This is a genomic window from Nocardia sp. NPDC006982 (assembly GCF_042869435.1).
Classification (GTDB): domain Bacteria; phylum Actinomycetota; class Actinomycetes; order Mycobacteriales; family Mycobacteriaceae; genus Nocardia.
The window spans coordinates 1,538,300-1,560,980 of sequence record NZ_JBIAFV010000001.1; the positions used below are offsets into that span (position 1 = coordinate 1,538,300).

16 protein-coding genes and 1 pseudogene are annotated in these 22,681 nt (G+C 64.1%); 8 read left to right on the plus strand and 9 right to left on the minus strand.

Annotation, left to right across the window (positions count from 1 at the left end):
• Positions 1-17 precede the first annotated feature (17 nt).
• From ACFYOW_RS06965 to ACFYOW_RS06975, 3 genes are read right to left on the minus strand one after another with little or no spacing between them, the layout of a single operon-like run.
• Positions 18-395, minus strand: a complete 378-nt coding sequence (locus tag ACFYOW_RS06965) for a DUF742 domain-containing protein (RefSeq protein WP_387285248.1) — start codon at positions 393-395, stop codon at positions 18-20.
• Entirely contained in the window at positions 392-823 is a 432-nt protein-coding gene (locus tag ACFYOW_RS06970; protein ID WP_387285250.1) for a roadblock/LC7 domain-containing protein, read from the minus strand. The genes ACFYOW_RS06965 and ACFYOW_RS06970 overlap by 4 nt, the downstream gene beginning before the upstream one ends.
• A complete protein-coding gene (locus ACFYOW_RS06975) occupies positions 820-3,207 on the minus strand; it encodes a nitrate- and nitrite sensing domain-containing protein (RefSeq protein ID WP_387285252.1) in 2,388 nt (795 codons plus the stop codon). Before ACFYOW_RS06975 ends, ACFYOW_RS06970 begins: the two co-directional genes overlap by 4 nt.
• Positions 3,208-3,483: 276 nt before the next feature.
• Here ACFYOW_RS06975 and ACFYOW_RS06980 point away from each other — a divergent pair.
• From ACFYOW_RS06980 to ACFYOW_RS07000, 5 genes and pseudogenes are all read left to right on the plus strand, one after another.
• Positions 3,484-3,872 (plus strand): annotated as a pseudogene (locus ACFYOW_RS06980) (hypothetical protein).
• 221 nt (positions 3,873-4,093) lie between these two features.
• Entirely contained in the window at positions 4,094-7,423 is a 3,330-nt protein-coding gene (locus ACFYOW_RS06985) for a protein kinase (RefSeq protein WP_387285254.1), read from the plus strand.
• A gap of 178 nt (positions 7,424-7,601) precedes the next feature.
• Entirely contained in the window at positions 7,602-8,378 is a 777-nt protein-coding gene (locus tag ACFYOW_RS06990; RefSeq protein WP_387285256.1) for an SDR family NAD(P)-dependent oxidoreductase, read from the plus strand.
• A 36-nt stretch (positions 8,379-8,414) separates the two neighbouring features.
• Complete coding sequence (locus ACFYOW_RS06995; RefSeq protein WP_387285258.1) at positions 8,415-8,996, plus strand: nuclear transport factor 2 family protein; 582 nt, start codon at positions 8,415-8,417, stop codon at positions 8,994-8,996.
• A complete protein-coding gene (locus ACFYOW_RS07000; protein ID WP_387285260.1) occupies positions 8,993-9,997 on the plus strand; it encodes an LLM class flavin-dependent oxidoreductase in 1,005 nt (334 codons plus the stop codon). The genes ACFYOW_RS06995 and ACFYOW_RS07000 overlap by 4 nt, the downstream gene beginning before the upstream one ends.
• Before the next feature lie 83 nt (positions 9,998-10,080).
• Here ACFYOW_RS07000 and ACFYOW_RS07005 read toward each other — a convergent pair whose 3' ends face one another.
• From ACFYOW_RS07005 to ACFYOW_RS07020, 4 genes are all read right to left on the minus strand, one after another.
• A complete protein-coding gene (locus ACFYOW_RS07005; RefSeq protein WP_387285262.1) occupies positions 10,081-11,745 on the minus strand; it encodes a CocE/NonD family hydrolase in 1,665 nt (554 codons plus the stop codon).
• 103 nt (positions 11,746-11,848) lie between these two features.
• On the minus strand, positions 11,849-12,970 hold the full coding sequence (locus ACFYOW_RS07010) for an ABC transporter substrate-binding protein (RefSeq protein WP_387285264.1): 1,122 nt from the start codon (positions 12,968-12,970) through the stop codon (positions 11,849-11,851).
• 251 nt (positions 12,971-13,221) lie between these two features.
• Positions 13,222-13,917, minus strand: coding sequence for an ABC transporter ATP-binding protein (locus ACFYOW_RS07015; protein ID WP_387286053.1), 696 nt, complete (start codon positions 13,915-13,917; stop codon positions 13,222-13,224).
• Positions 13,918-13,939: 22 nt separating this feature from the next.
• Positions 13,940-16,660, minus strand: coding sequence for an ATP-binding cassette domain-containing protein (locus ACFYOW_RS07020; protein ID WP_387285266.1), 2,721 nt, complete (start codon positions 16,658-16,660; stop codon positions 13,940-13,942).
• Positions 16,661-17,453: 793 nt separating this feature from the next.
• Here ACFYOW_RS07020 and ACFYOW_RS07025 point away from each other — a divergent pair.
• Both ACFYOW_RS07025 and ACFYOW_RS07030 read left to right on the plus strand, forming a co-directional pair.
• Entirely contained in the window at positions 17,454-18,212 is a 759-nt protein-coding gene (locus ACFYOW_RS07025) for an SDR family NAD(P)-dependent oxidoreductase (protein ID WP_387285268.1), read from the plus strand.
• 98 nt (positions 18,213-18,310) lie between these two features.
• Positions 18,311-19,312 carry an alpha/beta hydrolase gene (locus ACFYOW_RS07030; RefSeq protein ID WP_387285270.1) on the plus strand — a complete coding sequence of 334 codons (1,002 nt, stop codon included), beginning with the start codon at positions 18,311-18,313 and terminating at the stop codon, positions 19,310-19,312.
• A gap of 74 nt (positions 19,313-19,386) precedes the next feature.
• Here the strand turns inward: ACFYOW_RS07030 and ACFYOW_RS07035 are convergent, their stop codons facing one another.
• Positions 19,387-20,004 carry a PaaI family thioesterase gene (locus ACFYOW_RS07035; RefSeq protein ID WP_387285272.1) on the minus strand — a complete coding sequence of 206 codons (618 nt, stop codon included), beginning with the start codon at positions 20,002-20,004 and terminating at the stop codon, positions 19,387-19,389.
• A 53-nt stretch (positions 20,005-20,057) separates the two neighbouring features.
• The gene (locus ACFYOW_RS07040) at positions 20,058-21,158 is read right to left on the minus strand and encodes an amidohydrolase family protein (protein WP_387285274.1); all 1,101 of its coding nucleotides are present in this window, start codon (positions 21,156-21,158) and stop codon (positions 20,058-20,060) included.
• Positions 21,159-21,285: 127 nt separating this feature from the next.
• Between ACFYOW_RS07040 and ACFYOW_RS07045 the strand changes: the two genes are divergently transcribed.
• Positions 21,286-22,635 carry an acyl-CoA dehydrogenase family protein gene (locus ACFYOW_RS07045; protein WP_387285276.1) on the plus strand — a complete coding sequence of 450 codons (1,350 nt, stop codon included), beginning with the start codon at positions 21,286-21,288 and terminating at the stop codon, positions 22,633-22,635.
• Positions 22,636-22,681: the final 46 nt, after the last annotated feature.

A 22,681-nucleotide genomic window follows, 5' to 3' on the forward strand; every position in this document is an offset into this window, starting at 1 on the left:
CTTTCGATCCACCGAGATCAGAGTGCGCGAATTCCATCCAAAACCGTCCGAAGTAGGTTGACATCGGTCGCATCCGTATTGGCCGGACCGGGCGACCGAAAAGCGATGTAACCGTCCGCGATCAAGTCACCGAGAAGGATCTTGGTGACGCTGAGCGGGCGGCGTATCTGTGCGGAAATCTCTGCGACCGACTTCGGTGCGATACAGAACTGAAGTATCGCGCGATACTCCGCGTCCATCCGCGCGTGGCTGCTGGGCCCGCGGGAGGTGGTGACCACCAAGGTGATCATGTCGAGCTCGTAGGGGCTCCCCCTCGTCCGCCCACGCGTGACGGCATAGGCCGGTACGAGCGGACCAGCATCCTCGTCGAACCACGGCCCCCGGGTATCGGTCATGGCAATCTGTGACCCGTCCCGTGGGCACCGTTCGGACGCGATGTCGTCGACAGGAACGACCCCACGCGCACCACGGTCTGATTCATCTCGTACGCCACCATGCCCATGTTCATATCCTCGCCCGCCAGCACCGCCAGACACGCGTTGTCGCCTGCCGAGGTCACGAACAGCACAGCTCGGTCGAGTTCGATGACCGACTGACGGACTCCGCCGACCTCGAAATAGCCGGCCGCGCTCCGGGCGAGTCCCTGCAGTGCCGACGCCATGGCGCAGAAGTGTTCGGCCCGTTCCCGTGACATGGCACTGGATTTGCTGATCAACATTCCGTCGGTGGAAAGCACGACAGCACAGTCGATTCCCGGCATCCGATTGATGAAGTCATCGATCAACCAGTCGAGGTTCTTGGTGATATTGGAGGAAGTCGTCACTGCTGTTCCCATTCCACATGCGTTGTCGTGAACTGATGTGGCCCCGACGGCGGTGCCGCTCGGCCTTGACGAGTACCGCTCTCTATCGCGGAGAAGAGGTCTCGCGCCTGCTCTGCGGAGCGCTGGGCCGGGGGTTCCGAAGATTCGTCCGGAGGGGCGGTACGGTTCGCCAACTCCGGCGACAGGCTGGCCTGGCGCAGCCGCCGTGGCAACGCCGGCCGCCTCCGGGACGGCTCACGCTGATCTGTGGTCTGCCCCCGCGGTTCCCACGCGGCAGCGTCGGCGGCCACAGCCGGCGATGCCGTATTCGCCGGCCCGGAGCGCCCCTCTGTATTCGCTCTCGCGTAGGTGAGCGCCTCGGTCGCCGGGGACGGCTGGGCAACCTCTTCTTCGGCCAGCAGCGACAGCGGAACCAAGACGATCGCCTTGACACCACCGTATTCCGATTCCGCCAACCGGACCGACACATCGATCCGGGCCGACAGCCGCGCTACGACGAACAGTCCCAGCCGATTCTCCTGCGAGAGCGCCGCGAACGCGAAATCCGGTGGGTTGGACAGCGTCTCGTTGAACGAGTCCATTCGCTCGACCGGCATGCCGAGCCCTTGGTCGACGACTTCGACAACGATACCCTTGCCGACCGCATTGCCCGATACGCCCACCTGCGACTCGGGCGGAGAGAACGACGTCGCATTATCGATCAATTCAGCCAGCAGGTGCAGGAGATCGGCCACTGCGCCACCGGACACGCTGACGTCCGGCAATCGCCCCACATGCACACGGGCGTAGTCCTCGGTCTCCGCAATGGCGCCGCGCACAAGCTCATCGAGGCGGACCGGCTTGCGCCACTGTCGTCGCGGCTGTTGGCCACCGAGAATGATCAGATTCTCGGCGTTGCGGCGCTCACGATTCGCCAGGTGGTGCAGCCGGAAGAGCAGGTCGAGGACCTCAGGGTCCTCTTGCTTGTATTCGGCCTCGTCCAGGAGTTTCAGGTGCCGATGAAGAACGACCTGGCTGCGGTGGGCGATGTTCACGAACACGGAGTTCACGCCCTCGCGCGTTCGTGCCTCGGTCGCGGCCGCGTTGACGGCCGCAAGTTGCGCGCGGTTGAACGCATCGGCGACTTGCCCGATCTCGTCAGTGCCGAAATCGAGTTTGGTCATCTCGTTCTCGATGTTCACCTGCTCGCCGCGATCCAGGGCCGCCATGATGCCGGGGAGTTGGTCGTCCGTCATCCGGGTGGTTTCTGTGCGCAACCGGTGCAGACGGCGAATCATGCGCCGCGACAACTGCAGAGTGGTGGCGAAGGCCGCCAGCGTGACGATCAGAACAGCGGCGCCCGCAAGCAGCGAGTTCCGTGAATTGTCTTCTCCCATCCGGCGACTCAGCGTAGAGACGTATTCACCCTCACCGGTCCACATCCGCAGCATGTCATTGGAGACCTTCGTGATTGCGGCATTCCAATCGGCTGTCGATACGGGCGGCGCATCCGGGTCTCCGTCGCTCACCCCACTCGAACCGCCCGTGCGCGAGGCATTTTCCCGGTTCTGGGATGTCGGCGCTGAACTGCCTGGATTGTAGGCACTATTCGCGGGCGGGGTCACGCCTCTCCGAATCAGGACGTTCTCGATATCACTCAGTCTTCTGAACTCCGGTGACGCGCTGAGCGCCTGCCACTGCGCGCGCACCTCAGGCGTCATACTCGTCGTCAGATGCTGCAGTTGAGCGTGATAGAAGCCGACTTGACCGGCGAACTCATCGAACTCCGCAGGCGACAACGCACCCGCCGCTTCGGCCGCGACCGCAAGGTCGTGTCCCCGGGCCATCGCATCGGCGGCGGTGAACAGGTCCGTGACGGTACCGAGCGCGAGGGCGAGTTCGCTGTCGGGCGCACTGTGTGCGAAGGACACCATGGTCTCTCGAACCACTCCGGTGAGGCGATTGAAGAACGCATAGGCGTCCATCACCGAAATGGCATTCGCCTCGACCTTGGCACGCACTGCGGGTAGTTCGCTCGCCAGCCCGGCCAGGGCATCCTCGGTACCGGAGACAGAACCGGGATCCATATCGTTGAAAGTGCGTGCCGCGGAGGCGATCTGCTGCAGCGACCGGTCCACCTTCGGCCGCACGTCTTGCAGCCCGCCTACCATTTCGGGATGGCCGGCCAGACGCATCAGCGTCAACCGCCGCTCCTGGGCGACTGCTATACCGAACTCGAGGCCCGGCTTGGCGGCCGAAGCCTGCTCCTTGCCCCAGTTCCGCAATTGCTGGCCTTGCACCACGAGGTAGACGGCGCCTCCGCCACCGATGATGAGTAGCACGATGCTCGGGACGAGCGCGATCGCGAGCACTCGCGCCCGGAGGGTGCGTAAAGCCTTGAACACGCGCATCAACCTAGCCGAACCGTGGCGAAAAATGAGGTGAATCAACAGAATTCTTTAATTATTTGCCCTAATCATCTGGTATCGGCTTCATAAAAACGCGGTCTACCAGCGGCAACCGCGAAGCATCCGCTCGGCAAGCCGCCTACTGGCGGGAACGACGTTCCCGCCGCGGAGCCTTTCATGCAGCGGTGAGCCCCACGAGGATCGAAGCGTCACGCGCAAAAGCATTGCGGGACACCGAGTTGACGTCGCCACACTCACCAGGGAGAAGCCCTGCTGCTGTCCGGCAAAGTCGCATTCATCACCGGCGCGGCCCGGGGCCAGGGTCGCAACCACGCGGTCCGGCTCGCCCGCGAAGGCGCTTCGATCATCGCGATGGATGCGTGCACCGCCGTGGCGTCAGCCAACAGCTACCCCGCCGCGACCGAGGAAGATCTGGCCACCACCCCGTGGGGGTCACCACGCCGATGGGCGAGGACCCGGCAGTGGCGACCGTACTGTCCGAACACCCCAACTTCCTCGCGTCGTTCGCCTCGCTGCTGCCGGGGTTGCCGATCGCCGAATCCGATGACATCTCCGATGGTGTGGTCTGGCTCGCCTCGGACCTGTCGCGCGCGGTCACGGGAACCCAGCTGACTCTCGACATGGGTGCCACCAAAGTCTGAGATATCATCCCGAGGCCCGGTGGACTCACCGATTCGGCGACCACGGCCTCAGCATGATCGCCTCCAGGCACGGTCTGGCTATCCCTCGGGAAACATCAGCGCTATCGTGTGTGAGGCGGTCGGCGAGGCCCTCACCGGCACCGGCCGCGCTCCGACGGACTACAGTCGTCCTGACAAGGCAGCCGAGGTCCGATGTGGACGAGGCCACGACACAACGGGATATGTCCAGCGGGATCGCGAGTGAGCTACTCGCGGCAGGTTTCGGCGACCCCGTGGAGATCGGCCGCGGCGGTTCGGGCATCGTCTACCGTTGCCGGGAGTATGCGCTGGATCGGGACGTCGCGGTCAAACTGCTCCGGTCCGAAGTGCGCGGCGATGAACGTGAGATGTTCGTGCGCGAACAGCGTGCCCTGGGCCGATTGTCCATGCATCCGCACATCGTGCCCGCGCTCCAGGTCGATATCACGCCGACCGGCCGCCCCTACATCGTGATGCCGTACTTCCGCCGAGGGTCACTGGACGAGCGCATCCGACAGAAAGGCCCACTGCGCTGGTCACAGATGTTATCGATCGGCGTGAAAATCAGCGGCGCGCTGGCCGCCGCCCATGCCGCCGGGATGGTGCACCGCGACGTCAAACCGGGCAACATCCTGCTGACCGACTACGGCGAACCTCAGTTGTCGGATTTCGGCATTGTCCACCTCGGCGAGATCACGGCGACATCGGAGCCGGTAGTGCACGGTACGCCCGCTTTTACGGCGCCCGAAGTACTGCTGGGTGCGACTGCGACCGGTGCAGCCGACATCTACAGTTTGGGCGCAACGATGTTCTGCCTACTGACCGGGCGTCCACCGTTCGGCCGCCGTACCGACGAACCTCTCGAGGTACAGCTGGCGCGTATCGCGCGCGGCGAATTGCCCGACCTCCGCGAATACGAAATTCCGGACGCCGTCCGGGCGGTAGTCGAGACCGCGATGGCCCGCGAGCCCGCGGACCGCCCCGCATCTGCCATCCGCTTCGGTGAGCGACTTCGGGACGTGCAGCGCAGTACCGGGCAGCCGGTCGACGCCATAATGGTTCTGTCACCGGACGAAAGCGCCCCGGGAAGCAGCGGTTCTCTGTCACCGAGTCTTGCTTCTTACTCGGCAGGCTCGATCACCGCACCGCCACCGCCCTCCGCGGCAACGAAATTCCGGCCACCAACCGCCGCGCGCACGGCGATCGGTCGCCCTCGCCTGACGAAGATATTGAACACCGGCGGCAGACGACGGGTCGTCCTGATCCAGGGACCGGCCGGTTTCGGCAAGACCACACTGGCCGCGCAGTGGGCTGCCGACCTGCAATCCGGCGGTGTCCCGGTAGCGTGGCTGACAACCGACCACGACGACGACAATGTCGTATGGTTTCTCGCCCACCTGGTCCAGGCGATCCGCCGAGTCCGGCCGGAACTGGCCGGTGAGCTGGGCTCGCTCCTGGAGGAACGGTCCACCGACGCCACCCGAGCTGTGCTCTCGGCGCTGATCGACGAGATTCACGACAGCGACCAGGCAATGGTGCTCGTGGTCGACGACTGGCACCAGGTGCGCGGCGAAAACACCCTGTCCGCGATGAACTATCTCCTCGAACACGGCTGTCATCATCTGCGGGTCGTGGTGGTGACTCGTGAGCGCGGCGGGCTGGCGCTGACCAAGCTGCTCGTGCAGGACGAGGTGGTCGAAATCGACGCCGGCGCATTGCGTTTCGATTCCACCGAGGCCACCGCGTTCTTGGTCGGGATGAACAAGCTGCGGCTGGCAGCCGAGGACGTGGACAAGATTCGGGAGTCGACCGAAGGCTGGCCGGCGGGCCTGCAGTTGGCGCAGCTGTCGCTGGCCGGCCGCGATGACCCCGCCGAGTTCATCGACAACCTCACCGGCCGCCATCATGTCATCGGCGAGTATCTCACCGAAAATGTTCTCGGCTCGCTGGAGCCGCCGCTGCTCCAATTCCTCATGTCGACGTCGATCACCGGAACGACATGTGCCGATTTGGCTGCCGCACTATCGGGTCGATCCGACAGCCAGGAACTGCTCGAGCTGGTGGCCGATCGCAACCTGTTCCTGCAGCGAATGGACGACAGCAATCAATGGTTCCGGTATCACCGTCTGTTCGCCGATTCTCTGGCACGCAAGCTCGAATATCGAGGTCCGGATCGTGTCCGGCAGTTGCATTCCCGCGCGTCGGCCTGGTTCGCCGAACACGACATGCTCACCGAGGCCGTCGACCACGCCCTGATCGCCGACGATGCCCAGAGGGCAGTGGAATTGGTCGACGCGCAGGCCGTCAACCTTATTCAGACCTTCCGGACGGCCACCTTCCTGGGCCTGATGGCCAAACTGCCTATCTCGCTGACGGAATCACGGCCCCGGCTACAGTTGTGCGTCGCCTGGGCAGGTCTCGGGCTCGAGCGGCCCGCGCAATTGCATGCCGCGATCGACCGAGCTCTCGCCGCCATCGAGGTGGGCGATACCGATGAGCGAACCGCAACAGTACTGCGCGCCGAATCAGCGCTGCTGATCAGCCTGGAACAGTATGACCTCGACCGCATCGACGGTGTGCCGGAGCTTGTCACCGCACATATCGACGACCTCGCGACGCCGACGATGTCCGTCGCCGCGGCCGACCTGCACGCCGCCGCCGCACTGAACCGATTCGACTTTCCGGCGGTCGAGCACTGGCATCGATCGGCCCTCCGATACGGCTCCGAAACGGGCGCCGTCGTGGTCCAGCACAGTCACTGCGTCGCCGGTCTCGCCGCCTTGGAGCAGTTCGACATCGCCCGCGCCGAGCAGCATTTCGCGGTCACGCCGCCGGTGCCGAGGGGTGCGGATCTCGGAACCCGCATTTCGCTGATGTCCGGCGCACTGTTGGGCGATCTGCGGTATCAGCAAGGCCACCTCATCGAGGCAGAGCAACTGCTGCGGGCGAGTACCACATTGCACCGGCAGGGCGGCATGACCGACTTCCTGCTCGCCACCTACGGTACCGGCGCCAGGCTGGCCGCCGTGCTCGGCGACCTCGCCGAAGCGGAACGGTTGCTCACCATCGGGGTGCAGATCGCCGAGGAACGCTCGTTACCCCGGTTGGTCGCACGAATCGTCAATGAACGCATACGAGCGAACCTTCCGATTCCCGATGACGTCCGCGGACGCCTGACAACTCTTCCTCCCTACCACGTACAGGTCACCAGAACACACGCCATAACAGCAGAATTGGATCAGGATTCCGCTATTCGACTCCTGCTCGCCGAACAATCACCCGTCGCGGCGTCCGAAGCGTCGAACAAAGCCGAAATGCTGACGCGTGAAATAGGAAAGCAGCCACGGCCGAAGGCATTGATCCAGGCACAGCTGTTGTACGCCTGCTGCCTCTGGGCGGCCGGACACCGCGCGGAGGCGAGAAAGACTGCCGGCCCCGCGATCTCTCAATGTCTCACACAGGGAGTGCCGAGACTGGTGAACGACTCCGGACCCGGCATCAGCGATATCGCTGCCACCCTGTCGATCGGCTGAGGTCACTTCGCTTCTTCCGGTATCGGTGACCACGGCGCCGGACCGGGAAACCGCACGCGAACGCTGTTCCTGTAGCGGAACCGTGGGTTTTCCGAATCCGTCGGTTACTTTCGAAGTGGAAGGCATCCAGCTGGTTACCGATACATCCTGGATCGAGATATCGAAAGCGAGAGCGACGGTGGGCGAACGATTTCGCGATCAGGTAGCGCTGGTCACCGGTGCGGGCTCGGGGATCGGTCGCGCATCCGCCGTGCTCTTCGCCAGAGAACAGGCCGCCGTCGTGGTGAACGACGTTTCGCCGGAGAAGGCCGCCGAGACCGCGGAGTTGATCCGCACCGTCGGCGGAAATCCGCATATTGTCGCCGGCGATGTCACCGTATCGGGATTTATCGACGAAATGTTCGACGCGGTTCTCGACCGGCACGGCCGAATAGATATCGTGCACAACAACGTCGGGTTCGGCGGGAACAAGTCCATCGTCGATACCGACGACGAGGCCTGGCGGCACGGTCTCGACGGAAATCTCGGCGCCACCTTCCGCGGGGTGCGAGCAGCGATACGAGCGATGACCCCGCAACGGCGCGGGGTCGTGGTGAACACCGCTTCGGCGGCCGGCCTGCGCAAAGTTCCCGGCGTTGTTCCCTATTACGGAGTGGCCAAAGCCGGTGTCCTGCAGTTGACACAAGAGGCCGCCGTGGAGGCCGGTGAATTCGGCATCCGGGTCAACGCGGTGATTCCGGGCGCGGTCCGCACCCCGAGTTTCGAGTCCTACCTCGGCGCCGAACGCCTGCAGAGATATATGGAGCAGTTACCGCTGCGCCGTATGGCCGAGCCCGCCGATATCGCCAACGCGGTCGCATTCCTCGCGTCGGCCGAGGCGGCGGCCATCACCGGTGCCGCCCTTGTCGTCGACTCGGGCATCAGCGCTGTCATGCATCAGCCGGTGGTGGGCTGACGTGAGGGTGAACACGCTCATGCTGACCGGAGGCGAATGATGGACCGATCGAGTCTGGAACGGCGGCTCGAGCTGGCAGAGGCGCGATTCGAGATCGGACAGTTGCCGGTCCGCTACGCCATGGCGGTGGATCAGCGCGACGTCGATACCTGGGTGTCGCTGTTCGTTCCGGACGTCCGGCTCGGTCGGCACGGATCGGGCCGGGAAGCGCTGCGTGGGATCATCGAACCGCAGTTGCGCTGGTTCTATCGGTCGATCCATCTGATCTGCGGGCATCGCATCGAACTGGGACCCGAGCACGACGACGGCGGTCCGGTCACCGCCACCGGGCAGGTCTACTGCCGGGCCGAGCACGAGGTGGACGACCGCTGGGTGGTGATGGCGATCCGATACGACGACCGCTATCGACGCGACGGCGGGCAATGGTTGTTCGAGCAGCGCATCGAACGACATTGGTACGCAGCCGATCTGCTCGAACGCCCGCAGCAGGCCGGGTTCGACAGCTGGCAGGTCGGACCACCACCCGCGCTGCCGGGCCATGATCCGGCGTGGGCGGCGTTCTGGTCGGCGCACCACGCAGCTCCCACCGGCCGGCCTGTCGTGAAAGGACCAGCGTGACAGCACAAATGAAGGCAGGTGCGACGAACTCGCCGATCGAGGTGGGCCTGTACTTCGATCTGCGAAAGCCGCAGCACCTCGCGACCAGCGCCGCACGACTGCACGGCTTCACCCTCGAGATGTGCGAGGAAGCGGATCGGCTCGGCGCGGGCTCGCTGTGGTTCTCCGAACATCACCTCTTCGACGACGGCTACCTCACCCAGCCGTTGACCTTCGCTGCTGCCGCGGCCGCACGAACCAGAAAGGCGCGCCTCGGCACCGCGATCCTGATCGCACCGCTGCACTCCCCCGTCGAAGTCGCCGAGCAGGCCGCGCTCGTCGACCTGATCTCCGACGGGCGAGTCGATCTCGGTATCGGTGCGGGGTACCGCAAGCCGGAGTACCAGCTGTACGGAATGCCGGACAGCAAGCGCTACGCCACAACCGACGACATGGTGAGACGGCTGCGACAACTGTGGTACGACGGCGGGGTCACTCCCCGACCGGTACAGGACCCGCTCCCGGTGTGGCTGGGATATCACGGCCCCCAGGGCGCGCGCCGTGCCGGTTTACTGGGAACGCCACTTCTGACACCGAATCACGAGAGCTGGCCCGCATATCGCGAGGGACTGGTGGCCGGTGGGCACGATCCCGCGATCGCACGCATGGCAGGCGGAATCCAGGCCTGGGTCACCGAGGACCCGGAGCGAGATTGGCCGCTCGTCGCGCCCTATATCGGCTACCAGACCGACTCCTATCGCCAGCACATGGTGCAGGGCACCGATGCCCCACCGCCCCGGCCGGTGGATCCGGTGAAATTGGCCGCCCGCGAACCCCGAGGTCCCTTGACCTACTTTTGGTTCGGCACGCCGGAGGACATCGCCGGACGTATTCGCACGATGACAGGTGACGCACCGGTTTCCACCGTCTTCCTCTGGGGTTCGGTCGGGGGCATGCCCGAAGACATGGTCGCCGAGCATGTCCGCGTCGTATGCACCCGGCTGGCTCCGTTGCTGCGATGACCGCCCCGATGACCGCCCCTCACAGCTGTGAGGGGCGGTCATCGGACCACAACTCGATGAAAGCGCTCGCCCGGTGCCCTGGTTCAGCTGCCCGCAGTGGGACCAGGCAGCAGGATGACCGACGGATGCTCTGGATCGTGGAATATTTCCTGGTCGGCCACGTGCAGAGAGGTGCCGGTGAGGCGTTCTCCGATGCTGCCGACGTTGCGGGCGTACACCGGGTGCGCACCGCTGGATATTTGTACACGGATACGGTGCCCTCGGCGGAAGCAGTGGGCGGTGGGCCAGACGGGCCCGACCACCTTGGCCGGCTCCTGCGTGTTCGGCTCGGGTGTCTCGACCACGGAGATCCCGTCACAGACGTTGATCGAACGCCCGCGTGGGTCGACATCGCAGATGCGGACGAAAAGGTCGGTGCTCGGCCGACTGGAGCGAAGCCAGATCTCGGCGGTGACGTCACCGATAACTTCGTAGTTCTGAGTCATCGGGGCAGACGTGAAGGTCAATACGTCTGCGCGGCTTTCCAGTTCGCGGTTGTCGCGCGGGCCGGCCTGCTGGGCGACGAGTTTGGACATGCCGAGCGATGGTGTGGGGTCGGCTGGGTCGTAGCGATAGGTGTCCGGTGCGCTCGGCACCGCGGGGTCCCTGTCGAGCGCGGCGTGCGGGTGCAGGTGCCAACGGTCGGTGATCCGGTCCGGCGGAGGCCAGGATGGGAAATTGCGCCACTGTTCACTGCCGGTGACGAAGAGCCGGACGGGGTCTTGTTCGGCGACCTCACCGCCGCGCGCGAGCGTCAGTCCCCACTCGATGCCTTCTCGGATTCCCGCACCACGGAGGCCGGAATCGATGTGCGTCCAGGGGCCGACCGTCAAGCGTGGTTGCCGGCCGGCATCGACGAGTGTGCGGTAATCGCGCAGTGAGTGCGGGAGGAACAGGTCATACCAGCCGGCGACAATATTGACCGGCACGGTGGTTCCGGCGATCGTTTCTCGATGATCGACGTCGATCGTGGACCAGTGGGGGTCCTCACTGTGGTGTTGCATCACCTCCTGGAAGAACGGCCACGACTGTCCGACGAGGCGTGCTTCGGAATCGACGACGGGCCCTGCGGCGAGCGCTTTTCGGATTCGTCGCACAATCCGTGTTTCGGTGAGCAGCTGGGACCAGACATTGGGGGCGAATCGGATGGCGGTCCAATCCAGCAGATTTTCCACCAGCATGCCCTCGGGACGGTGGAAAGCGTCGATGACGTTCGCCGATGTCGTCACCGGCAGGATGGCTTTGACCTGGGAAGGCACCTTGTCGGCGACCGCCCACTGGGCGTAGCCCATATAGCTGGGACCGGCCAGCACGAGGTTGCCGTCGAACCACGGTTGCTCGATCACCCAGTCGATCGTCGCGAGTCCGTCGGCGCGTTCGTGCCGCAACGGCTCGTACTCGCCACCGGAACCGAAGGTGCCTCGAGTGCTCTGCACGAGCACCTGGTAACCGCGTTCGGCGAAAGGCCTGACATAGAGGCCGAGCATGCCGCGGCGGCCGTACGGAGAACGCACCAGTAGGGTGGGCAACGATCCCGAATGTGTCCCGGGCCGATAGAAGTCGGCGAGCAGCACGGTACCGTCGGGCATCGAGATCTCCAGATCTCGTTGCACCACAATATTTCTGGTCAATGGCTTCGGCAACGACATCTGCTTCTGCGCGACGCGGCTCATGACTCGCCAGCCCAGTCGCCCAGCAATCTCATACATTGATATTCTCCATTGAATTTCGTCGGTTATCGCAGTTGGTCGACCGCAGTGCGTGGTGACGATCGCGTTCGAGGCTGCGACCGTCACCATCAGCCGAAGTGCCTCAGCGCGACGGTGGCGTGAACAACGCCGGATCCGTCTCGAGAATCCTGTAGTCCCCGAGCTTGCCGCCCCGGTCCGCCATCGCCACGATGACATCGGATGCACAGACATTCGGCGACATCGGGAACGCCTTACCGTTGCACTGGAAATCGATACCGTTGGTCAACGGGTACTTCTGCGGCGGGGCCGTGCGGAGGCCTTCCAGAATCGACTGCCTGGTGACATCCGTACCCGGGGCGGAATTCAACGCCTCCGCGAGTGCCAGGACCGGCGCCCAGCCACCGGCCGACGTGGCGTTGACCGGGGTACCGGACGCGTACTGGTCGAGGGCCGCCTGGAACAACTTCACATCGTTGTTCGCCGGATCCAGGTTCGACGTAGTGCCGACCTGCACGCCCTCGAAACCTCCGGGAATCGAGGAACTGATCGATGGACTCACGCAGCGATCATTGACGACCACCGGCGCATCCGGCGCAGCCGTTCTGATCGCCTTCAGCGCACCACCGCAAAAGGTTGTCTCGCCCAGAACGGCCCACATACCCGGGTCGTTGCGCTTCGCCGCCGCGATTTGAGAGGTCATATCGGGCGTTCCCGGCGGGATGGTTACCACGTCCAACGCCGCACCGGCATTAGCGAACGTCAGCTTTCCGATCTGCTTCGCGGTTTCGGTCGCGCCGGGCACATCGATCGTCACCATCGCGGCCTTGGTGATGCCCTTTTCCTTCGCCAGTGCCGCAGGAGTGGCGAAAATGGCGGCAGTCCCGTTCATCAGGCTGAAAACGTTCGGCGCGGACAGCGACTTCGGCGTCGTCCCATAGTTGAGCAGAAGCGGGACACCGGCCGGTGACAGAACATCGATCGTCTGGTCGGCGAGCCCCAGCGCCCCTTCAGCGACGGCAACTGCGCCGCCTCCGACCATCTGATTCGCACAATCGGTCGCGGCTGCCGGATTGCCCTTGGATTCACAGGTTTTCAAGACGACCTTGTGTCCCCGCAAGCCGCCGAGATGGTCGTTGATATACGAAACTGCCGCGTTCGCCGCGGCTATTTCCGCACTCGTGTCGTACGCTGCGGCTTTGCCCTCACTGATGAAGCCGATCGTTACGGGCTCACCGGTGGCCACGTTCTGAGCCCCGAGAATTGCGGGATCGACTTTGGGGGCGCCGCTGGACGTATTGTCGCTGTTCGAACTGCAGCCTGCTGTCGCTGCTGCGGCGACTGCACATGCGGCAACTGCCGCACCGACAGTTCGCCAGGGATGTCCGACCTTCATTTCTCTCCTTGCGTTGACACCGATATGGATCGCGGCTCTCAGGACCCTGCTGGGGCGAGGCCGCATGCGGACCGCCGACTGCCCCGCAGTCGGCTGTCGCGTCAGCCCCCCAGATAGACCTCGCGCAAACGTGCGGGGTCGGTGCGCAATTCCTCGGCCGAGCCGCGCAACCGAACCTGTCCATGCACGAGGACAACGGCTTCGTCAGCTACTTCGAGTGCCAGCTGAACGTGCTGTTCGACGAGCACGACCACCGCGCCCGTAGTCTCGGCTATGTGACGAACCACGGGGAGTAGTCCTTCGACGATGACCGGCGCCAATCCCATGCTCATCTCATCGATGAGCAAAACTTTCGGCTTCTGCACCATCGCTCGCGCGACGGCGAGCATCTGCTGCTCACCGCCCGAAAGATCACCGCCCCGCACCTTCAGTCTCTTGTGCAGGGCAGGGAAGAGATCCAGCGTGGAACCGATCGTCTGATCGTTCTTGCAGGCGACCTTCAAGTTCTCTCGTACGGTGAGGTCGTTGAACAAGGCCCTGTCATCTGGAACCAGCACCAATCCGTGCCGGTTCGCATGTCGCGGGTCACCGTTGTCTAGGTCGGTCGTGCCCACCCGCACCGAACCGCTTCGTCGTTTGAGGAAGCCTGCGATGGTGTTGAGTAACGTCGTCTTACCTGCACCATTCGGTCCCAGAACCGCCAGCACGGTCGACTCGTGCAACGTGATGTCGATATCCCGGGCCACCGTGTTGGATCGATAGCCGACCGCCAGTTCGACGCACTCGAGGACCGGCATCGACGTCGGTTTTTGCAGTGTGTCATGCATCGGCGGGCACCTCGCCTCCCAGATAGGCCGCTACGACCTTCTCGTTGTTCCTGATCTCCTCGGGCGAGCCGACGGCTATGACTTTTCCGAAATCCAGCACGTAGACCAGATCACACGATCCGAAAATGAGATCCATATCGTGATCGACCATCAGGACAGCGATTCCGGATTCGGCGATACGACGCAAACGCGTTCCGAGCCATAGACTTTCGTCGCTGTCGAGTCCACCTGCCGGTTCGTCGAGCAACAGCACCGACGGATTCCCGGCGAGCGCTCGGGCGATGGACACGAGCTGTCGTTGTCCCTGTGACAACTCGCTGACCGATCGCTCACCCGCCGCCGACAAACCGAGCATGCCCAGGATTCGTTCCAACGACGACGGTTGTGCCAGCACCCCCTCGGATCCGCCGGCTCGGAGAGCCACCTTGACGTTTTCGGTCACCGACATGTCGTCGTACAGCTCCAGTGCTTGGAAGGTCCGGCCCAGCCCTCGCCGCACTCTCTGGTACGGCACCAGTCCGTCGACCTTCTCTCCGAGCAATCGAACATTGCCCGTGTACTCGGAGAATCCGCACAGGGCGTCGATGAGAGTGGTCTTGCCCGCGCCATTCGGGCCGATCAGGCCGACGAGTGCGCCTGCCGGGACTTCCAGGGCCGCTTCATCCAATGCGACGACGCCTCCGTAGTGGACACTCACGCCGTCGGCCTGCAACGCCGTCTGCGCATCCCCCGACACGGGTGTGCTCTCGATGTCGAGATCGTCGTCGCGGGTCATGTCCGCCACGACACCTTTCGATCTGCGTCTGGCGATCCAGCTGTGGATGGGCCCGACAATCCCCTCGGGGTTGACGATCACAACGATCACAAGAAGGACTGCGGCGATTGTCGAGTACCAGCCACCAGCTCCGACCGTCTCGTCGATGACGATGTACAACAGGCCGCTCGTGGCCGCCACGCCGGCCAGCACGCCGCCCGACAAGGACGTGACTCCCGCCAGATATACCGTGGCGAAGAATGCGACCGAGTTCATCGCGGAGAAGGGCTCGAAGATCACAGACTGCTGCTGATAGGCCAGCAGCGATCCTCCCAAACCGGCTATGAACGATCCGATCGCAAAAGCGAGCACTTTGACGAAGACAACGTTGACTCCGGCGGCAGCGGCAGATTTCTCGTTGGCGCGAACAGCGAGCATCTGGGAACCGAGCCTGCTGCGTCTGAGCATGGCGGTCGCGAAACATACTGCGGCAAGCACGATTACGCATATGACTCCGAACCGGACCCGCGGGTAGTCCGCGCCGGCGCCGATCCCGAGGTCCCATCCGAACAGGCTCGGCGAAGGCACCGCGACACCGGACGACGTAACGAAATCGGTATTGCGGAACCACACGGCCTCGACTGCGAACGCCATCGCCAGCGTCACGACCGCGACGGAAAGACCACGAATTCGTAGCGCGGGTAACCCGATCAGTACCCCCACAGCGGCAGCGATGAGGGCGGAGACAAGGGGCGATAGCGGAAAGGGCAGATGCCACGCTCGCGTCAGCGGCCCCACGAGGAATGCGGCAACTCCGGCAATTGTCAGCTGCGCCAACGAAATTTGCCCGGCATACCCTGTGACGACCACGATCGACAGAGCGATGACGGCCATGATCGCGCTAGTGATCAACCCGTTCCGCAGCCGGTCGTCGAGGACCGGAAGGAGCGCTATCGCAACGATCGCTACCGCGGCCGCACCGATCAGCGGTCTGGCCGGCCTGGGCGCGGAACCAAGAGTCTGTACGACGACCGCGCCGCGGCTGGGCAGCGGGCGAGCTCTGACTACGAGCACGGCCAGTATCAAGATCAACGGCACGAGTTCGGCGAGACCGGATGTCGGCAACACCGAGAATTGTGTCGTGAGGTATTGAAACCATGATTGGACCATGCCGATCCCCAGACCGGCCGCAACCGCCACCAACAACAGTTCGAAGCGAGCGACTACCGCGGCAGCGAGTGCGGGCACGATGAACAATGTGTAGGAGACGGGAGCCAGCGGCGCGATGGGTGCGATCAAAATGCCGGCGAGCCCGGCGACGACCGAACTGAGCATCCAGTTGTAGGCAGCCACCCGATCGGGCGACATGCCGCTCAGATAGGCGCCTCGCTCCGAGGAAGCAACCGCCCGAGTGGCGAGACCGAATCGACTGAACCGTAGCCAGACCACCAGCGCGACGGCCAGCAAGATGATGGTAATCGCCAGATATACCCGATCGTGCGGCAGTGAGAAGTCCGAGGACCGGTACACGCCCGACGGATAGATCGGATCGACCACGATCGCCGAGGTCCCGAGCCGCGCCGCCAACAATGCTGGTATGAATAGCGATATCCCTAAGGCGGCAACAGCTTTAGCGACCGCCGGCGCCCGCCGCAGCGGCCGGAAAACGAGTAGGTATAAAACAGCGCCCAATACCGCCGAGGCGGCCAGGGCCAACGCTATCGCGGGCCACTGCCCGAGTGGATTACCGAGCTGCACCGTGGCGGGGAACCCCGGTACGAGCACGATGAGCTCACCCTGACGAAGAAATGCGTAGAAGTAGGCCCCGAAGAGCGCAATGGCCCCTGCGGCGAAGTTGACTACTCCTGAGCTCCGATATGTGAGCACTACGGCGAGAGCCAAGGCCCCGAAAACCGCACCACTACCCAAGCCCATGAGCAGAAAGGTCAGGTGCTCCATTCCACTCCATCCGATCGAACCTTGTCGCGATGTCAACCCCGCGTAGACAGTTCGACATCCGCGAATCGGTTAGTTAATTCAGCTGAATGTACGTGAGGTAGGCCACACACACAACGGGTTTGCGACAAGTCGAGTCGGCCGTCATCGAGTCGCCGGGGACCCATCGCTGAACAGCGTTGCAAGGCAGGCTCCTTGCGAATAGACGGACGGGAGACCCGGTCCTGCCACCCAGGGCGGAGACTCCGGCGCGAGCATCGAATCTGGCCGCGTGTGGTGCCGTCGGACGCCTACCGCCGCGACTGGGAAGGCCATTCGATACCGGCGGGACTCGTGCGCCCAGGCGGGCGTTCTCGCTCCACACTTCCCTGGCCGTCACGTCACCGGGGATCGCCCATGCGCCGCAACGCGAGGTTTCCACCACGCCTTCGTCGACAGATCTGAACCACCGAGAGTCAGATCGCTCAGTCAGGCACCTGACCTCAAAATCAGTGCTATAGAGGCAATTATCTGATTATATTGGGAACCTGCCCAGAAGAGGCCACCCATGCTCGACGCGGCGATCGAATTCGATCTGCCAGTCACTTACGGTCTGGGGTTTCCTCGTCGTTCCGGCCAGATGCCGCTTCGACCGGGACGACGAGGTCGGCTGCACCACCAAGCCGCCGGGGCCTCGAATCAGCCTGTGGCCGCTCGCAGCCTGCGGGGCGACCTCGAGCAGGGGAGGTCTCCGGTCTCCCGGTCCCGGGGACCACCGGCGTGCGTCAGATAGCGAACAGCTCGAGAGAGGAACCACATGGGTCTGGTAGATGGCAAGATTGCGTTCATCACGGGGGCGGGTCAGGGATTGGGCGAAGGAGTGGCTCACGCACTGGCAGCGGATGGAGCGGCCGTCGTCCTGGCGGACCGCGTGTTCGCGAAAGTCGAGAAAGTAGCGGGCGACCTCACCTCAGCCGGGTACGAAGCTCTGGCGATCGAATGCGATGTGAGAGACCGAACATCCGTCGACAATGCTGTCGACGCGGCAGTCGCGAGATTCGGAAAGCTCGACATCCTGATCAACAACGCAATGACGCACAACCTCGTGCCTTTCGATGAGGCGACCGCAGAAGACCTGACCGATGCCTACGAGTCCTCCGTGCTCGGGACCTTCAACTGTATGAAGGCATGTTTTCCATATCTCAGGGTGAACGGCGGCAAGGTGGTCAATTTCGGCTCTGCGGCCGGGACCGAAGGCGTCGCCAATATGGCGACGTACGGAGCTGCGAAGGAGGCGGTTCGAGGGCTTACGAAATCCGTAGCAACGGAATGGGGAAAGTACGGAATTACAGTGAACGTCGTCGTGCCGAATGGGTCCTCACCTGCTTGGGAGAAAGTAAAAAGCGAGATGAGCGATGACGACCTCAAGAGGACATTCGCACTGTTTCCGATACAGCGGATGGGCGATCCAGTCGCCGACGTCGGTCGCGTCGTCGTTTTCCTCAGCAGCCCTTACTCCGACTACATGACAGGCCGAACCCTCTTCGCGGACGGCGGTCGATCACACTTCCGGTAGTCGGCGCAGCGCGGATTCTCGTCGGGGTACCCGCGGGCCGTCCCAGCTACCCACTCCCGGCACGTAGTCGAATAATTGCTCTATTTGTAGGAGTTGTAATGCGGTCGTATGACCTCAACGTCGACGTCACCGGAGCCACCGATCTGCCGGGCGAATTGCGCACGGCCGTGACAGTGCACCTACCCGACCGGGTCGACGGTCCGTTGCCAATTCTGTTCGGATTCCCCGGCGGCGGATTCGGCCGACGATACTTCGACATACAGACGTTGCCCGGCTACAGCCAAGCGGAGTATCACACGAGTCATGGCTTCGCTTTCGTCGCGTGCGATCACCTCTATGTCGGTGACAGTGATCAGCCCGACATGTTCAGCCTCACCTACGAGAATCTCGCGGCGGCGAACCACGCCACCGTGGTGGCGGTACTGGACGGATTGTCGACAGGGACCCTGATTGCCGGCGTTCCACCGATGGAGTATGTCGCCGCCGTCGGCATGGGTCAGTCGATGGGAGGCTGTCTGCTGACCGTGCAGCAGGCGAATCACCACACTTTCGACGGTGTCGCCTTCCTGGGCTGGAGTGGGATCTACACCAATTTTCCCGCCCCGGACGGTAGCCGGGTCGATTACCCGATGCCCCCTCGCGGAACCGACCTACGGCCGATCGCGGATCAGGTCCTCGGCCCAACCAGCCCGGACGACTCCCATTACCGATTCTGTTTCCATTGGCCGGACGAAGAGCCGGAACTCCTGGAGGCCGACCTCGCGTCCTTCCGGCCCTACTCCGGGGTGGTGCGAGGCGATGAATCCACGCCTTGGGGTAGCGCGACCATTCCCGCGTGCGCGATAACCATGATGACCGACGGCGCCGTGTCGGCAGAAGCGGCGGCAATCGACGTGCCGGTTCTGGTGGCCAGCGGCGAGCGCGACACCCTGCCTGCTCCATGGGCAGAGCCGACCGCCTATCGCGGAACGCGCGACATCACCGTGAAGATCGTGCCGCGTATGGCGCACATGCACAACTTCGCCCGCACCCGCACCGAATTCTGGGACGCGATCGAGGGCTTCGCCGGAAGGGTCCCACCGAAGAAGACGCGGGCCTGAGTAACTCCTCTGCGATGTCCCCTTATCCTGCCGCCTGGGCCGAGATGACGATGTGGCTCAGGCGGCAGGAGCTGTTACTCCTTGCCCCTTTGCGTCTCGAGCCACTGGTAATGCAGCTCGAAATGGGTGGCCGGACGCTTGATCATGGTCGCGTCGGCTTCGGCCACGATGGCACCGGAACTTTCGAGCTCCAGCGTCGCCCGGACGAAGACCTTGCGGTTCTCCGTTTCCGCAATCCACGCCCGTCCGATCAGCGGCCACCCGACAGGTACCGGACGCACGAACTTGACGGTCAGCGTCCCGGTGACCGCAAATTCGTCTCTCAGTAACAGTGTGTGCCCCACGAGTTCGTCCATCACGCTGGCGGTCCAACCGCCGTGCGCCACCTCCGGCCCGCCCTCGTTCTCAGGCGAGCACACCACGCGGCTCATCACGACACCGTCATCGCCGAGATGTTCGCCCTTGATCCCGAACCGGCAGCGGTTCAGCACACGACACCCGAAACACAGTCGCACCCCATCCGGCGACTCGGGCGCATCCACCGGTGACGGGTCGCGGGAATCCACCGTCGTGGTGGACTGCCCCGTTTCTCTCGTTCCGCTTTCGTTCACATGAGCCCTTTCACGAGAGGGACAGGCAATCCGCCCGACCGCACACTGGCAGCAATACTCTTCGGTGGCCGGCTGCAGCACCGGCCACCGAACCGTCCGGATACATCGGAGCGGACTCGCTACCGTCCGGGATGTCAGGCGGCCGTTACGGCCGGGAAGAGTTCCTCGAACGCACCGTGCAGCACTCGGTCGCGAATCTTCACGTCGACATTGTCGAAGATGGTGTGCAGCGTTTGCTGGGTGTGCCCGTAGGTGCCTTCCAGGTGCGGATAGTCATCGCCCCACATCACGTTGTTGTAGCCGGTGTCCTCGATGACCTGCACGGCGCTGATGTCGTGCTGGAACGAGGCGTACACCTGCTGGCGGATGATCTCGCTGGGCAACCGCGACAGCCGCGGGCGCACGAACATCCCGTGCTGCCGGTACCCCTCGTCCATCCGGTCACCGATGGCGGGCACCCAACCGGCGCCGCCTTCCGCGATCAGCACCTTCAGATCCGGATGCCGGTCGAGCGCACCGCCCGCGACCAGATGCGTGATCACTCGCATCCCCGGGTATGTGGTCTCCATGTAGTTCACGACCGCGCCGCCGGGACCGCGGTAAACGACGTTCGCCGCGCCGGTGCCGATATGCCAGCAGAGCGGGAGTTTCATCTCTTCGGCAGCCGTCCACAGCGGCTCCCACCGATCCAAGCCCCAAGCCCGGTCGTCGTCGATACCGCACGGGAAATACAGCGCCCGGAAGCCCATCTCGGCCGCACGCTCGGCCTCCGCCACGGCCTGCTTGACATCCAGCAGCGGAACAATCGCGGGGGCGAAGATCCGGTCCTGACGGCCCATCACCTCTTCCATCGCCCAGTCGTTCCAGGCGCGGGCGACCGCGACCTCCAATTCCGGGTCGCGGATATTGCAGGTCCAGAAGCCCATCGAGGGGAACGCGAGCTGGTTGCGAACGCCCTCCTGGTCGAGATCTTGCAGCCTGATGTTCAGGTCCTTGAACCCCGGGGGGCGCATGGCGTCCATGAAATCGTTGAGCTGACGATCGATTTGCGTGCCGTCGATGTAGACGATCTCGTATTTCTCGCCGCGTTCCGAGCGAGGTGCTCGGTCGGCGAGACGTTTGGGCAGGCGGGCGGTCCACAGATCTTCCGGCTCCATCAAATGGGAGTCGCCGGAATTTGCCCAGATCTTGCCGTCCTCGTGCTGTTCCTGAACGGCAGCCATCGCCTCAGTCATGGTCTCTCCTCGTTCGAGTGACGTTCGGGTCCGACCGTCGCGGCCCGGCCCGCCTACATACTTTACACTGTAACGAAAAGAAGTCATCCTGTGTAGTGAACGTCGAACGACAGCCTTGGGAGGCGCGATGGAACCCACAACCGGCAGCAGGGGCCTCACCCGCGAACAGCGCGAGGACTACCTCGCCATGTTGAACGCGGAAACCCTGTCCGCACTGATGCGATCCACCTGGACCTGGGACGATCGCGCACTCCGGCGTCGGCTCAGCGAACTGCTCACGGGGCTGACCGCCGTTCGCGAGTTGCGCACCGGCGCAGTCGAGTGCTCCGCGCCGACCCTCGCAGCGGCGGAGAGCCGAGTCCTCGCGTCCACCGGTGAATTCGTCGCCGAAGTGCTGGGCCCGCACCTGCTCGCAGCGACGGGCAACACATTCCGTGCGCGGCTACTGCCGCTCGTCCAGGCCACCGGCCAACTCAGCACCGACGCTTCACGGGCGATAGACGAGCTGGCGGTAGACGTCACCGGACACGTTATCGAGCGCAACGAAGCGCTCTCCGCGATTCTCTCCGAGGATGAGTGGGAAGCCGCCGCGTTCGGCCCGCGGGCCACCGGTCTCGCGCAGGTGGCCTACTCGGCCGGATACACGCTCAGCGAAACCGACTACTTTCCGGCCGCCGGGCTCGCCGCGCAGGCTTTCGCCATCGCCGGTTCGCCGACCGACGACAGCGTGGACGTGCGTCACTCGACACTCGCCGCGGCGGAGAAGTCCGGCTCGTGGGATCCTGCACTGGTCCGAACCCGCGCCACGGCGAGCACTGACGGCTGGCAGCTCACCGGTGAAAAGTGGTTCGTCCCGGGCGCGGAAGCGGCGCGGACCATCTTCGTGGTCGCCCGCAATATCGGTGGCCCGTCGTTGTACCTGGTCGACCGGAATGCACCGGGCATCACCATCGAATCCATGGACTCGCTCGACGAAGCGCGTCCCCTGGTACGCGTCGGCTTCGAGAACACGCCCGCGGTCTTGATCGGCAGAGAAGGAGCGGGCGGCCGCATCATGAACCGCACGGTCGACCGGGCGACGACAGTACTCGCCGGGGAGCAGATGGGGCTCGTCGATCGAGCGCTGAAGTGCTTGTCCGAGGCGCTGCCCTCCTCCGACGACAGCGACTCGTGGCGCGGCTACACCAGGAAGCTGGCGGAACTCGAGCTACTACGGGCCGGCGCGACGGCGCTGTGGTACCGCGCGGTGCGACTCCAAGGCGAAGACGATCTCGACGCAGGCGCGGCGGCCGCGGCGATGGCACACATCGGTTGCTCGAACGCGGCTCGGCAGGTCGCGCTCCGGCTGACCGCGGTGACCGGCGACCTCGATCCCGCTGCCGTCGAAGCCATCGCGACCCGCGCCCGCGGTACCGACCTGTTGCTGGGCGGTCCGGCACTCGCCCACGAACGATTGCTCGAGCGCCTCGGGATCTGATCGTCGTGAGCGACAGGAGCCCGCGGTGACACTCACCGGACCCCGC

What these genes read in the sequence shown, in the direction of transcription:
- ACFYOW_RS06965 (WP_387285248.1), bottom strand. Translation starts at nt 395, where the DNA reads ATGACCGATACCCGGGGGCCGTGGTTCGACGAGGATGCTGGTCCGCTC.
- ACFYOW_RS07015 (WP_387286053.1), bottom strand. Translation starts at nt 13,917, where the DNA reads ATGCCGGTCCTCGAGTGCGTCGAACTGGCGGTCGGCTATCGATCCAAC.
- ACFYOW_RS07005 (WP_387285262.1), bottom strand. Translation starts at nt 11,745, where the DNA reads ATGTATGAGATTGCTGGGCGACTGGGCTGGCGAGTCATGAGCCGCGTC.
- ACFYOW_RS07045 (WP_387285276.1), top strand. Translation starts at nt 21,286, where the DNA reads ATGGAACCCACAACCGGCAGCAGGGGCCTCACCCGCGAACAGCGCGAG.
- ACFYOW_RS07040 (WP_387285274.1), bottom strand. Translation starts at nt 21,158, where the DNA reads ATGACTGAGGCGATGGCTGCCGTTCAGGAACAGCACGAGGACGGCAAG.
- ACFYOW_RS07020 (WP_387285266.1), bottom strand. Translation starts at nt 16,660, where the DNA reads ATGGAGCACCTGACCTTTCTGCTCATGGGCTTGGGTAGTGGTGCGGTT.
- ACFYOW_RS06985 (WP_387285254.1), top strand. Translation starts at nt 4,094, where the DNA reads ATGTCCAGCGGGATCGCGAGTGAGCTACTCGCGGCAGGTTTCGGCGAC.
- ACFYOW_RS06995 (WP_387285258.1), top strand. Translation starts at nt 8,415, where the DNA reads ATGATGGACCGATCGAGTCTGGAACGGCGGCTCGAGCTGGCAGAGGCG.
- ACFYOW_RS07025 (WP_387285268.1), top strand. Translation starts at nt 17,454, where the DNA reads ATGGGTCTGGTAGATGGCAAGATTGCGTTCATCACGGGGGCGGGTCAG.
- ACFYOW_RS07030 (WP_387285270.1), top strand. Translation starts at nt 18,311, where the DNA reads ATGCGGTCGTATGACCTCAACGTCGACGTCACCGGAGCCACCGATCTG.